The organism is Uliginosibacterium sp. TH139 (genome assembly GCF_002855595.1).
In the GTDB taxonomy this organism is placed as follows: Bacteria; Pseudomonadota; Gammaproteobacteria; order Burkholderiales; family Rhodocyclaceae; genus Uliginosibacterium; species Uliginosibacterium aquaticum.
Window position 1 is genome coordinate 1 of sequence record NZ_PKRR01000014.1, and the last position, 13,209, is coordinate 13,209.

Below are 13,209 nucleotides of genomic sequence, written 5' to 3' on the forward strand. Positions count from 1 at the left end.
GGTGGTATCGGGTAGCGAGGGCCGAAAAAAAGCGCCTTGCGGCGCTTGGAGTGGATCGTGAAGCCTTGCGGCTGTATTGCCTATATCTGGCACAGCCTCGGAAGAGTGAGCGACTCTTGAAGTGTGCGCAGTACCTTGCGCAAGGTCGCCTTGATCTTCGCAACTTGACATAATAAAAATTATGCGCACTTTGGGTAGTTCTACAAGTGTTGCGCAAATGGCCGCAAAACGCGCAACATCGATGAAGCCACCTAATATCTAATAATGGGTTCAACACCAAGCTGTCGCAAGTACCCTTATGTTTTTATTAGTGTTTTTCGTGGCATAGTGGCCCGACAACCACTCAACTCATACTGTGTATGTTGCGCTTGCAGTCCCCTGATCTACCGTCCATCCTGCAAAGCTATGTAGCTACTGACAAATTGGGACTTCCTCGATACTGGCAGTCAGTCTGGAGTCTCATGGCCCTACCAGCACTGGCAGCTTCTACCCAGCTGAGGATGACGCGTGATGTTGATTCTTTCTACTGTTACTGCGGAAGCATCTATCCCGAAGACAGCCTAGACGCCATCCTTTCCACTTTGGATTTTGCTGCCATTGAAGTAGCACTGGATGGTTTTTTCCTAACGCTGACATCAAAAAAGCACCGAACCATGTGTGACGAGCAGCGTTGGCGGACTGTATTGGAGTTCGTTCGCTTCGTACTCACTTGGACAGGAACCAAGGCAACACAAATCGAAGTTTCAATACTTTTCAAAAAACTAAAACGGCTGGAAGCGCGATATGCGCAGCTTCGTGTTCATCGTAAGCGGAAACCAGCGCCACTTCGATCCCTGCCCGCTTCTGTAGTGCAGAGCGTATACGGATTACTTTCTCCAGACTCAGCCGCCAATCCATTTCGGACAGAGAGCTTAAGGTGGTGCTCATTTGTCTTGTTTTTAATGTTTTTGACTCTAGGGCTTCGTCGGGGTGAAATTTTGGCACTCCCCGTCGACTGTCTAAAAGAACAATTTGACGATCGAAGCGACACAAAGAGATTTTGGATTTCAATAAAGAAAAATCACTACTCAACAAATGACGTTCGCCACACAACTCCTAGCATAAAAACATCCAGCTCAATTCGGCAAATACCTGTCGGGGCCTTTGTTGCGTCATCGATTCAATGCTACATCGAAAACTACAGAGGGAAGTGCGATCACACATACTTGATAAATTCACAGCACGGAAAGCCCATGTCTGCCGAAGCAGTTGCAAGAATTTTCAGGCGCCTAACTGCATCAATTCCAAAGAATGAATTAAAAAAAATGGAAGATAGAATTGGGAAAACCACCATTACGCCGCATGATCTACGACATACATGCGCGGTGAATAGATTGACAACTTTTCTTGAAAATGGAGACAGCGCCGAAATTGCGCTTCAGAAATTGCGGGTTTTTTTTGGGTGGACTCCTGGCTCAACAATGCCGGTACGTTATGCAAGGTCTGTTTTTGAAAACTCCTTACAGGATAAATTGGATTCAGAGTTTGATACGCGGGTAAATTCAATGAGATTGACTTGTGGCCATGATCAATAACAACAGTTCGATCATTCAAACAATAAACTCCGGATGGAGCCTTGTTCGTGATGCTTTTTCTGAACTACCAATGCTTCCGTCAGCTTTGTACTACTGGGATGACTTTGACGAGTCCAGGAGAAAGATTGACGACTTCAAAAACACCACAGAAATTCAAATTATTGTAAACGGAACAAAAAGAACAACAAGTTTGATTGGGATTAATGAAGCTCACGCCTTTGTTATAAAGCACGTCATCTGGCATTCTTTTTCTCAGGGGCATAGACCGGCAACCGTAGACAAAAAACTGTATCACTTAAAAAATGCGTCAGAAGACGAAATGCTTGGGTTGATGACAGACCCGCATTCCTGTAAAAAATTCTGGCCTGTGATTTTGTCAAGAAATAATTTCCCGCATTACTTTAGTGCTTTAAAGTCAATGCTTAGTTTTTTTTGCGCTCAGTATTTGTTTGACTGGAGTCCTGAATATTTAGATTTTCTTGGCACTGAATTCCCTGTTCCTTCGAATCAGGCTTATGAGTCAGTTGCATCAGGGGATGCCTTTTTAGAGCAAGAAATAGAAAAATTGATAATCAATTTTTTCGATGAGCTGTCTGTTTCTTTTGGCAAAGTGACTTCATCTGAAACTTGCTACCTTGAAGATTCCGCAATGCTAATGTGCGCATATCAATTCGGTATGCGCCCGATACAGATTGCTTCGCTCAAGATCGAAGATGTGAAATTGTGGGGCGATGATTCTGATGGAAGTGATTCATCAATTCATGTTCGTTTTGCAATGGCAAAGCAGAGAAGTTCGGACAAGATTCTTTATCTGCCAAGAAAAATCAAGGCCGAGTGGTCTGTGGTTTGGCGTGAACTGATCAGGCGAAAATCAAATTCTAATGGACGATTTTTCAGCGTAACGTCAAGCCAAGAGGCCGGTTCAGCCATTAGCAGACTTGCCAAAGAGATTACTGGCGAAGCGATTGCTGCAGGAGTGTTTCGTCACTCTGCAGCTCAGCGCCTGGTCGACGGCGGAGCAAGCAGTGAAGAATTGGCTGCATTCATGGGGCACTCAAGCTTGCAGACCGGACTGATCTATTACCGGGCTTCACCTGCCCAAGCAGAGTTGGTCAACAAAGCGCTTGGTATTTCTGCTGTTTATAAAAAAATACAGCACATCGCTCACGCCAAGTTCATTTCCAAAGAAGATCTCGCTACGCTAAAGGGAGAGCAGCAAATCGGCGGCATTCCGCATGGAATTCCGATTGCCGGAATCGGAGGCTGCACAACAGGTCAGCCCGCCTGCCCTTACAACCCTGTCACCGCATGTTATGGCTGCTCTCGATTCATGCCCGTTGTAGATATCGAGATGCACAAGAAAGTCCTGCAAGACTTTAGAGAGGTGGCTAGATTTTTCTTTGATGAGTCAAAAGCCGAGTCATCCTCGCCGGCTTATTTGCAGCTCAAGAGAACAATAACAAGCGTTGAGGCAATTATTGACGAACTTGAGGGGCGTGGCCATGAATGACTCCTATCTTTCTGCTATCGAGTGCGCCAGAAAGATTGCGGAAGAGCGAAATATTCCATGACTGTCCGCAGCCAAATAGAAGCTTATGGCAAGGGCGCCACTCGCTTCAGGGTAGCAACAGGACACCTCAAGACTGTACTCGTCCCACTCCCCCCGCTCGCCGAACAATCCCGCATCGTCGCCAAGGTCGAGGAACTCATGGCCCTGTGCGACCGGCTCGAAGCTGAGCAAGGCCATGCCGCGCGGGTGCAGGGACATTGGGTGGAAGCCGCGCTCGACCAGCTTGCTGAATCGGCCGATGCCGACGAATTCCAGCGCTACTGGCAACACCTCGCCGCGCACTGGGATCAGCTCTTCACCACGCCCGCCGCCATCGACAAGCTCGATGCCACCCTGCTCCAGCTCGCCGTGCGCGGCAAACTCGTCCTGCAAGACTCGGCAGACGAACCCGCCAGCGAACTCCTCAAACAGATCCGCGCCGAAAAAGACCGCCTGATCGCCGAGGGCAAAATCAAACGCGACAAACCCCTGCCCCCGATCACCGACGACGAAAAGCCCTACGCGCTGCCGGAGGGGTGGGAGTGGGTGCGTTTGGGGCAACTAGCGCAGTTCATCGACTACAGAGGACGAACGCCCGACAAGAAAGAAGCGGGAATTCCTCTGATAACAGCAAAGAACGTCCGTAAAGGTTGGCCACCCAGTCGAGGAAGGCGGGTGTGAGCTTTTCGCGCAGGCTTTGCGGGTTGGCGAAGGCCGTCATCGGCAGCGAGAACTCGGGCGGCAGCAGGCGCGCGATCTGGGTGCGTGCGATGTCGTGTGCTTCGAAGGCGCGAATCACCCGGGCGGCTTGGGCGCGTACCGGGTCGCGGCGCTCCTGCCAGCTTGTCCAAGCACGAGGCAGCAGGTCGGCGGCGGTTTTTGCCAGCCCGAGCGCATCCAGCATCTCAGCAGACCTCAGCGATCAGGGTTTCGGCCAGATGCGCCTGTTTGGTTTGCGCGGCGGTGAGGCGGGCTTTGAGGGTGGCGGTCAGGGCCAGCAGCTTTTCGATCTGATGCGCGATACGTATTTGCTCGGCGAGTGGAGGTACCGGCACTGGAATGAGTTGAAGCCGTGCAGACTTGATTCCTTGGGCCGTAACGCCGGAAGCTTGATCACTAATCGCCTCTTGGAAATATCCGCTAAGCAAAGCGTGCTTTAGGCATACCGACATTGAGGTGATATAGAGACCGAAGCAGATGACTCGCTGAGCTAAGGCGAACGGTTCTTCGATGTCGACAGCGGCGACGTTGCCAAGTGGTGCCTCAGTGGTGAACAAAATGTCACCGACTTTTGGAAACCCTCTTGTCATCCAGCCTGGGTAGTCCGCCTCTGAAATGAACTCTCGCGGCTCACGACTTATGAAGCCTTTTCCTGCTCGACCGCGCCTGGCTCGACTGCGTGCCCGAAACACCGCCGCATTCGCCCTACCTGAGCTGCTTCTACAAACAGCCCGGCGAGCTGCATCAATGGCTGCAAGAGCGCACCGGCAAGCATCCGCGCGACTTCGCGCTGTACATTCTGAAAACCGAGCCGGGCACACTCAGCGCCGCCTCACGCGGCCCCTTCGCATTCGTCCTGCGCGAACACCTGCCCGGACTGGATGAAGGCGTCATCACCCGCTATCAGCGCCTCTCGGAAGGCGCCCACTTCGAGCATCCACCCTGCTGCATCGACCTGCTCGCCACCTGCGCCGTCGCCGACGCTCTCTCGATCCAGCTGCGTGGTTTGGTGATCCCACGCAAGCAATTGCAGCGTTTGGAACTCGGCACCACTCTGATCCCCGAAGCCATGCACAAACCCATCGACTTCTGGCAACCAGACAACCTTCTCTACGCCCCCCACGAAACCAGCCCCTGGCTTCAAGGCATCAAGCGGGAAGCATCAGAATGGTTGCTTGAGGCTGGCCTGGAAAAAGCAAATTCCAGACTGCATTTCGCGACAGCAATCCAAAAAACTATTGCATAGCAATCACAGCATGAATGACATAGAACTCGCAGCCCGCGTTTCTCCTGCGGTAGCGGAATTACTGGCTATCGCCAAAGAGGCTATTGAGGACTATCCAGAGCATTGCTTGGTAAAACTCCGGGCAATGTGCAAGCTGGTTTGCCAGGAGATCGTTAAGGCAAAAAAGCTGGCTGTACTCAAAAATGGAGATCTTGCTGATCTGATTGCTAAGATTGTTGAGCAACTGAAGCCAGATGATCAAACCCAAAAAGCTCTTCATGTCCTCAGAGTGTGGGGGAACAAGGGGGCGCATACGGAAGAGAACCCGCTCACTGCTGAACAATTTACTGAGTTGGCTCACAAGGCATTAAATCAATCTGTGACAGCCCTCAGGTTCGCACACCAGCAGTTGCACCCCAGTACGCCCTTGCCGTCGGAGATTGAAACCACTCCTATAGGTGGTGGGCTCAAATCACTGTGCTACAAAGCCACCATTGACGAGAATGCTGACGCCCAGTACCTGATCGGCATGCGGTTTCTTCGTGATGCAGAAGCACAGCGCAAAGATTTTTACGACCCGGACAATCGCAGCGAATTTAGGATATTGGGCGACGAATACCACGATGCGCTCGAAAAGTCACGTTTCTGGTTCAAGTTCGCGTCAATGACCGATCACCCCGGCGCCCTCTATGAGTACGGGCGTGCTCTTGCGGAAGGGAAAGAGGGGGGGGATTTCAAGTACATGGGCCTCAACAATATTCACAGAGCCGCGACGAAAGGAGACGCAAACGCTAACAATTTTGTTGGAAATCTCTATTACAAAGGGCTTTACGACTATGAGCTTGATTATGCAGAAGCCAGATCACATTTTGAATTGGCGGCCGAAGAGGACCACCCTGAGGCATTGATAGCTCTAGCTGAAATGTATCGGCTCGGAAAAGGGGTGTCCAAAGACCCTAAAGCCGCCTTTGAGTACACCAAACGCTCAGCTGAGGCGGGCTATCCAAAAGCACAATTCAACCTCTATGAGTACTACAAAAGTGGAATAGTGGCCACCAAGGATGAAGAGCAGGCCATTCATTGGCTCAAGTCTTCAGCTGATCAGAAATTTTGGCCTGCCATGTATCAACTAGGGGAATACATAGTTCAAGGAAAGATATCTGGCAATCATCCCACTGATGCTGAGGAGTTGTTCCGTCGCTGCCTCAATAGCGTCGACATTGAAATGCAATTTGCTGATAAAGCCGAGCTCTATATCGTATCAATTCGTATGCTCAGCTCACCAAGTTTTAACAATATCTCTGAGGCGGTGCTCACTATCCAGGCTGTACTAAACAGGTCAGATAGTACTCCTGAAGAAATTCGCGAATTAGCGTGGAGTGTTCACGAAAATGCCGATGAATTACTTCGCAAACTGATCAATGAACAAGGAGTGGAAACTCCAGAAGGTCATGTGTCAAAAATTTTTCTGGACTCTTTTGTAACGAATACTACAAGCCAGATTCGGGAAGCCAGACAAGAAATCGCCTACAGAAAAAGACTGGAAGCGCAGTCCTTATTGCCAGCGATTTTACAGAACAGGCCTTCACGCTCGAGGCCGATACAAAAGGCAGGCCCAGTTAAATCAAACGCGCGCGTAGGTCGCAATGACCTCTGCCCGTGCGGCACTGGGAAGAAGTACAAATACTGCCACGGAAAGTAGCCTGCTCCCCATAACGGCTGCTTGAGGGCTAGCAAACTACGCTGGCTAACCTCTGAAAAGCTCCCCCGGTTCAATGCCGAGAGTTCGAGCTAGGCGCAAAATGTTCAGCAAGGCAACGTTACGCTGCCCACGCTCGACGCCACCCAGATAGCTACGCGCCAAGCCACTTTCCAGGGCGAGCTTTTCCTGTGACCAGCCGCGCTCTTTGCGCAGCGCGGCAAGGCGCTGGCCGAACGCACGCAGATCAACTTCCTGTTCGCCAGTGAGCTTGGTTTCCATCACGCGATGCTAGAAACCTGCCCTCTTTAAGGCGACGCTCTATGAGTGACAAACTAGGGGTGTCACCCTATATTTCTCGGCTCCAGCCACCACAGAGATATAGCCATGAGCGAACAATCGCCATCCCCTGCCCTGCAGCACCTCTTTCCCCCGCAAGTCGATACGCTGATTGAGCGCTACTACGCGGGTGAAAACATCAACTCGCTGATGGCGGAGTATGACCTGACATGCAGCCCTGCTCAGTTGTTCCGCGCGTTTCCGCCCGAGCAACTCGGCACAGCCTGCCCGGCATGTGGCGAGGCCATGATCAAGTCGCGTCTATCAAGGTCATCCAGCAAATACCAAGCAACAAGGGCCGCGCAATGCTCGATTTGCGCCCATCGGGATACCCCGGGATGCAGGTGTGTGCATTGCACGGCGCTTCGCAAGCAATTAGCCAAAGAAAAGCCTGAGCGGGATCGTGCTGCAATCGCGAATTTTTGCCAGAACAACTGGAGTTATGAGCCGAAGGTGGTAGAGCCAGAGGAGCTCAGTTCGGATGCAGCAGTCGCCCTGCTAAGCCTGATCCGCAGCGGTGGCTGGCTGAATGAATCATGCATTGGAGCTATCAAATCGGCATGTATTCCTTTTGTGCCAAAAGAATTCACTGTGGCCCAACACCTCCTGAGCACCTTGCTCAGCGACGGGCTCATTGCGCCAGCCCCCTCCTCACCCTCAGGAGCGTTTGTCTTGAGCGACAGTGAGGTAATTGCGTGGGACTGGCAAATCGCACAGTGGCAACTCCTCATTCCGGAGGCTCCAGATTTTGTTAGACGGCTCGAAATACTGATCGCAGACGATTCATGGCACAACGACAGGACTGAGCCGTTGCGGGCGCTCTGGAAGCGTCTGGCTGTCTCAGAGTGCTGGGAATACTGCGCGTATAGCGTTGCACAACGGAGCCTGCCGATGCCTGGCACTACTGCACTCACGACCCTGTTCGACAACTTGCTACGCGATCATTCGGTGTCGCAGTGCTACCAACTCATCTGGAATGCGGCGGGACGCGCCGTAGATTTCATGGTGCGCTCACGTGTCAGCCCGAAGCATGCCGCCAACGCCATCATTGGGAACTGCCAGCGCTACGCCGACCACGCACGCGCCGAAGGTTGGAACATTAGAGGATTCCATAGGAATTTTGATCTGCCTCGTTCGCAACTCAGCCACGTTTTACATGACGTGGTCTTCAAGCATGGGGGTGTTGGGTTTCGTGGCGTGATACCGACGTTCCCAGCTGACGCACTCTTGCAGGGCTAAAGGTTGGGAAGCTCCGACACCAACCCCAGAGCTTTGAGGGCAATCTCGGCAGGGCCGGAATCGGGATAACGCTCGGAAATTTCAAGCAAGGCTTTTCTTAATTTCCGATTTTCTGATTGGAGTGGCTTGTTTGCCGCTCTTGCATCGTTTGCACTCTGACGCGCGGACCCAGCGGCCAGCCTTGCTTTGGCAAGTTTTGTACTCATATCCCCGCTCCTGTCGAACTACGTGCGCCAAGCTTCTTTGGAGGCTACCAGAAGGCAGAGCAGGCGTCTCCCGAACTTCCAGTTGACGAAACAAGCATCAGACAATGTCCGGAGCGCTTCCTACCGTACCCCAACCAGCGCCACTACAACCAGGCAGGCACTCAACAATGAGCACCATAAGATTCCATAGAATTTTGATCTACCTCGATCACAGCTCAGCTATGTGTTGCAAGATGTTATCTTCAGGCACTGTGACGTTGGGTTTTGTGGCGTGATTCCGCCCGCCGACCTTTGAGTAGCATTGCGGACAAAGTCTTTAAGACTTGATGATAAGGGTTTGAACGATGGCTACAGATATCGAAGTTGCGTACCGGATGGCAGAGAAAGCTGCCGTGGCAGGTGCCAACCTAGCAGCGGGATTGGTTAGTGATAAACCAGGGAAGCTGTTAAAACTGATTTTTGCGTATGCGCCTGAAGCTACAGCACAATGGGTCGTCAATGGCCGACTGCGGCTGGCGCGGATCAAGGCCAACGAGGCAACGTTCAATCAGCTTTGTTTTGCGATGCTCGAACATCACAAAAAAGTATTGAAGAAATATGCTGCCGCTACGGGGGAAAAAGCATTTTCATTTTCTACGACGCTTGAGCAGTTGGAGAGCGATCTACGCCTGCTGGCAACAGTCCAGCGATCATTTGCCTATATCAGTGACGATTCAACAGCCGCTGAGAGACAAAAGCAAGAACAGAATCAATCCAACGAACGCGATCAATCTTGGTGGGACATGTTTGAAGATTTCGCTCGCCGAATCAACGAAGACTGGCGAATCGATCTCTTGGCAAAAGCACTGGCAGCACAAGAAACGCATCCAGACTCAATGCGCCGTAAAGCGCTTTGGGAAATCGCCATGCTGGAAGCAGATGACTTCGGCGCATTGAGTGTCTTTTGTAATTCTTCTGTCTACCTTGATGGCAAACCATTGGTCTTGCTTGATCCCGAAGAGCAGAACAAATTCAAGCTCGATGCCAGTGATGACCGGTGGGAAACCAACCTTGCTCATGTCGTGTCTGCTTTGACAGACAAGGGGTTGGTCCAAAAAATACTGACGCAGTTCGATACTACTGAAGTTGTTACGGTTGAGCATCTGGCTGGAACTCACTATCTGAAGCACACGCCGCCCGGCGCGAGAACCGGTGATGAGTCTGCGATTCAGGTTCCTGCCTATGGCCCTACAGACTACGCTCTGGATATTTGCAGGTTGTACCAGCCTTGTTTCAACATTGCATCTGATGCCAATTATGCTTTTTTCAAGCGGTTACTAGAAACAACAGCGGCAGAAGATACAGATATGGGAAGCATCGAGTTTAGCGGCGATTGAAAATTAGAAACTGAAATTCAAGTCCGTGACATATGGTTTTACTTGTTATGCAGTAACACTTAAATCAGTAGTTTTGACCCAGAGAGGTCATCACATTGTCATATTCATGAAATACATCCCTAAGTACATAACCGTAGAAAAAAGGAGGTCAGTTTTGCTACGGGTGCGTTTTCCGACAGCTAAATCTAAGCTACTGAGCGATCAGACGCTTGCTCGTATACGCGAATTGCCAATTTCGGATGTCGCTTCAGCCCTCGGGATCAATCTACGTGGCAACAAGGCGATGTGTTTCAACGGGCATGATTCAGCGAGTCCAAGCTTCACCATCAGTAAAGCAAGAAATACTTGGCGGTGCTTTGGATGTGGCATGCATGGCGACGCAATCGGACTGGTCCAAGAGATTCACGGACTTGGGTTTATGGAGGCAAGCAACTGGCTCTGCAAGCACTTTGGCATCATTGGCGGCGAGGTTTCTCACAGCCAACACACTCGCTCAAGTTTACGGACTACACAGCCCAAGTCAGTTACTCCGCCTCCTTCTGCTCCCTTAGTTAGTCCAGACCCCGAGTTATACAGCTGGTTGGTGGCGCGCTGTGGCATGGTCAAAGCGGATTTGGGAACGGCCTACCTTAAAGCCCATGGAATTTCGCCTGATCTGGCGCTTAGGTTCGGCGTCGTGGAATTAGTAGATCCAGCACGGGCATATCGTGCATTGGAAAGGCGCTGGGGTGCGGAACGAATATGCCGTGCGGGACTATCTGGGAGCCGACAATCACTTAGCTGGTTTGGCTATGCCCTCATTTTTCCATTCAAATTGAATGACACCACGCAGTACATACAGGTTCGTTGCCTTCAGAGCAAAATTAAGTTTTTTGGCCCAAGCGGCATCCACAAGCCAATGTTCAACGCCCAGCGACTTACCCAGTTGCAGCCTGGAAGGACTCTCCATATTTGTGAAGGAATTCCAGACGCAATAGCCATGGAGGGAAAAGGACTTGCTGCAGTTGCGATCTTAGGGGCCACATCGTTTCGTTCCGAGTGGGTTGAGGAACTGCTCGAGGCCTGCCTGACGCAGACCGATGGTTTGTGCAGAAAAGCTTAGATCAGCTTTGTGTCGGTGTGTATTGCGCGACTGCATTGTTGGAAAACTCGCCAGGTGCCTTTCAACTATTAGGTAGGGCGTTGAGTCCAGCATTTGTCGACAGAGGCCGTGCGTTGCTAACTAGCAATGATGTGCCGCCAGATCTACGCGTTGTCCATGCTTGGTGGGGATGTAAATTCGATCTTCGCAAACCTATTCGTCGAGCGTCTGATCTGATCATTCATTTGGGTGCCCTTGTCGAAGACCTAGCTGAGTCAGACGATCTGTGGACTTTCTTCCCTGCGGACGCACCAGTCGCATCATTAGCACGGATCGCGTCAGCAAATAAGTCAGCTCAAGCTAATCAAGAAGGGTGGTGGTTTGACGCTTTAATGGGGCGCGTCAACTACCAAGACATTCAGCAAGCAGCAGATCCTTCTTCAGCAGCGTCTCGTGTTAGAAAATCACTCAATGAATCTGAATCGAGGACATTTCTACCGTTGCCGGTCTGGGCAGAAAAAATCTGGCGCAGCAATGATCCACACATCACAAAGGATTGGCGACTCGGTGAATGGAGCTGCCTAGAGATAGTTAGGCAGGCAGCGGTGCTGCTGTCGTCCCACACAGAAACACTCGATCAAGACTATCTTCAACGTGCATCGCGTAATCAAACCGATGCGCGCTACGAATGCGCTCACCCACTCAACTTCGCGTTGTCAAGTCATCTCATTAATACGCCTGCAGTCTCTTGGCATGAGTGGAAACAGAAGATGCGAGAACCAAATGGGCAACTTCGGCGAAGTCCACAGCGACACCGGATCTATGATAGGCGATATGCGCCACTCGTCTTGAGCGAGATAGGTGCCGCACAGAATCCTATTCGCGGTCTTGGTCTGTGCCTTTTTGCCTTGCTTTCGCGCTCCTTCCTACTCCCAGCACAATGGAACGGTCCAGGACATGAAAGCATGCTCAGACATCTCCCGCAGCTCCTGCAAAACGAGATTACCTATTCGACAGCAACCCTTGGAGTTCTTGGGGCATGTCTTCAACCTCGCGCATCCGAAAACACATTCGCCAACCTCTACAAAGCCTGGAATCATGATTTCGACGATGACACTGAACATGATCCAGTAGGCCTCATTGACACAGCAGATTTAGCACGTGTCATAGAGATCGCACAAAACGAACTTGAAAAGAATCAAATCTCAACTTTCAATCAGCAATTTCGGCAAATCACGCCCGTTAATCTGATGCATCTCACCGACGTTGATTGGAAGCGATACTTTGATAGTTACTGGAGCAAAGTTGGTAATGCACTGAGTAACTATTTCAATGCTCCTAAGAGCGCACCAGTCAATTCCAAGCGCAAGCTAAATGTCGGTATTGGATGGATCGACAAAGGGCCTTATGCGAAATTCAATCCTGCTCAGGCGCCAATCACCCAGCGTGTAGAAGTCGGGGATGCCGCACTCTTCTTTGTGTCGAAAAATACACATCGAGGAGGCACTACCATCAATGCACGCTGCCTAATTTTGCAGGCCAAGGTCGGGCAGCCTCGGATCCCAATCGCTATACCTAAAAGCGACCCTAATGACAGCACAAAAAAAGAACTAAAACTACTCGAGGAATGGCCGACTTTCGACCTATACAAAGGGTCCAATAGCCAAAAAAATGTTCTAGCAAAAAACATTACACTTGCGAAGCATCACACGAACATAATGCCATATGGTTGGTTTATAGGAGCTGACCCAAAATGTCAGAGGCCGCACGGGCAGTTTTGGCTAGCTGGGCCAGCAGTTAGCAACGCCGAATGTGAGACCACTTTTGGCTCGCTTTTAGAACATTTTTTGGGTGCGAATCAGATCCAGCATGCTGGGCTTAATAAAAATGTAAATGTCGGACATGAATTCGCCTATAACGCCAAGCACCTAGTAAATCTAAGGAATGGGCAGAATTCAACCAGCAGTGACTGGAATGAACTTTGTCATCAATTGCTCGCATTGATCCCAGATCGTTCGATTCCAAAGAATGCAAGCGGCACCATTGCATCTCCTGGTCGCGCGGGTGTCAGACTCCACTCTTTTCCAGCATTACAGGCACTCTCTACCTTTCTTCCATCAGTCCGAAACAGCCGAATTAATATGATACTCGGGAGGAAACCTGTTGTACTGATCTACTTGGACATCATTGATTAAGGTTTC

Annotated in this window: 12 protein-coding genes; 9 read left to right on the forward strand and 3 right to left on the reverse strand. The window is 50.8% G+C overall.

Annotation, left to right across the window (positions count from 1 at the left end):
* Positions 1-500 precede the first annotated feature (500 nt).
* The 3 genes from C0V76_RS19110 to C0V76_RS19730 are packed head-to-tail and all read left to right on the forward strand — an operon-like array spanning position 501 to position 3,804.
* A complete protein-coding gene (locus C0V76_RS19110; protein WP_158239298.1) occupies positions 501-1,574 on the forward strand; it encodes a tyrosine-type recombinase/integrase in 1,074 nt (357 codons plus the stop codon).
* Complete coding sequence (locus tag C0V76_RS19115; RefSeq protein ID WP_143707475.1) at positions 1,564-3,084, forward strand: site-specific integrase; 1,521 nt, start codon at positions 1,564-1,566, stop codon at positions 3,082-3,084. The genes C0V76_RS19110 and C0V76_RS19115 overlap by 11 nt, the downstream gene beginning before the upstream one ends.
* A gap of 57 nt (positions 3,085-3,141) precedes the next feature.
* Positions 3,142-3,804, forward strand: coding sequence for a hypothetical protein (locus tag C0V76_RS19730; protein WP_143707476.1), 663 nt, complete (start codon positions 3,142-3,144; stop codon positions 3,802-3,804).
* Between the two features lie 224 nt (positions 3,805-4,028).
* Here the strand turns inward: C0V76_RS19730 and C0V76_RS19130 are convergent, their stop codons facing one another.
* Positions 4,029-4,433, reverse strand: coding sequence for a restriction endonuclease subunit S (locus C0V76_RS19130; RefSeq protein ID WP_101944516.1), 405 nt, complete (start codon positions 4,431-4,433; stop codon positions 4,029-4,031).
* Between the two features lie 89 nt (positions 4,434-4,522).
* Between C0V76_RS19130 and C0V76_RS19135 the strand changes: the two genes are divergently transcribed.
* Together C0V76_RS19135 and C0V76_RS19140 are read left to right on the forward strand one after the other, a co-directional pair.
* Complete coding sequence (locus C0V76_RS19135) at positions 4,523-5,089, forward strand: hypothetical protein (RefSeq protein WP_101944517.1); 567 nt, start codon at positions 4,523-4,525, stop codon at positions 5,087-5,089.
* A gap of 10 nt (positions 5,090-5,099) precedes the next feature.
* The gene (locus C0V76_RS19140) at positions 5,100-6,770 is read left to right on the forward strand and encodes a tetratricopeptide repeat protein (RefSeq protein WP_101944518.1); all 1,671 of its coding nucleotides are present in this window, start codon (positions 5,100-5,102) and stop codon (positions 6,768-6,770) included.
* Between the two features lie 45 nt (positions 6,771-6,815).
* On the opposite strand, the gene C0V76_RS19145 is transcribed toward C0V76_RS19140, so the two are convergent.
* Positions 6,816-7,049, reverse strand: coding sequence for a helix-turn-helix domain-containing protein (locus tag C0V76_RS19145; RefSeq protein WP_101944519.1), 234 nt, complete (start codon positions 7,047-7,049; stop codon positions 6,816-6,818).
* Between the two features lie 105 nt (positions 7,050-7,154).
* Here C0V76_RS19145 and C0V76_RS19150 point away from each other — a divergent pair, with 105 nt between their 5' ends.
* Positions 7,155-8,345 (forward strand): hypothetical protein, encoded by a 1,191-nt coding sequence (locus C0V76_RS19150; RefSeq protein WP_101944520.1) that lies wholly within the window; start codon positions 7,155-7,157, stop codon positions 8,343-8,345.
* Here C0V76_RS19150 and C0V76_RS19735 read toward each other — a convergent pair.
* Positions 8,342-8,551, reverse strand: a complete 210-nt coding sequence (locus C0V76_RS19735; RefSeq protein WP_143707477.1) for a hypothetical protein — start codon at positions 8,549-8,551, stop codon at positions 8,342-8,344. The genes C0V76_RS19150 and C0V76_RS19735 overlap by 4 nt on opposite strands.
* Before the next feature lie 344 nt (positions 8,552-8,895).
* Between C0V76_RS19735 and C0V76_RS19155 the strand changes: the two genes are divergently transcribed.
* From C0V76_RS19155 to C0V76_RS19740, 3 genes are all read left to right on the forward strand, one after another.
* Positions 8,896-9,927, forward strand: a complete 1,032-nt coding sequence (locus tag C0V76_RS19155) for a hypothetical protein (protein ID WP_101944521.1) — start codon at positions 8,896-8,898, stop codon at positions 9,925-9,927.
* 106 nt (positions 9,928-10,033) lie between these two features.
* Positions 10,034-11,029 (forward strand): CHC2 zinc finger domain-containing protein, encoded by a 996-nt coding sequence (locus tag C0V76_RS19160; RefSeq protein ID WP_101944522.1) that lies wholly within the window; start codon positions 10,034-10,036, stop codon positions 11,027-11,029.
* Positions 11,014-13,203, forward strand: coding sequence for a hypothetical protein (locus C0V76_RS19740; RefSeq protein ID WP_143707478.1), 2,190 nt, complete (start codon positions 11,014-11,016; stop codon positions 13,201-13,203). The genes C0V76_RS19160 and C0V76_RS19740 overlap by 16 nt, the downstream gene beginning before the upstream one ends.
* Positions 13,204-13,209: the final 6 nt, after the last annotated feature.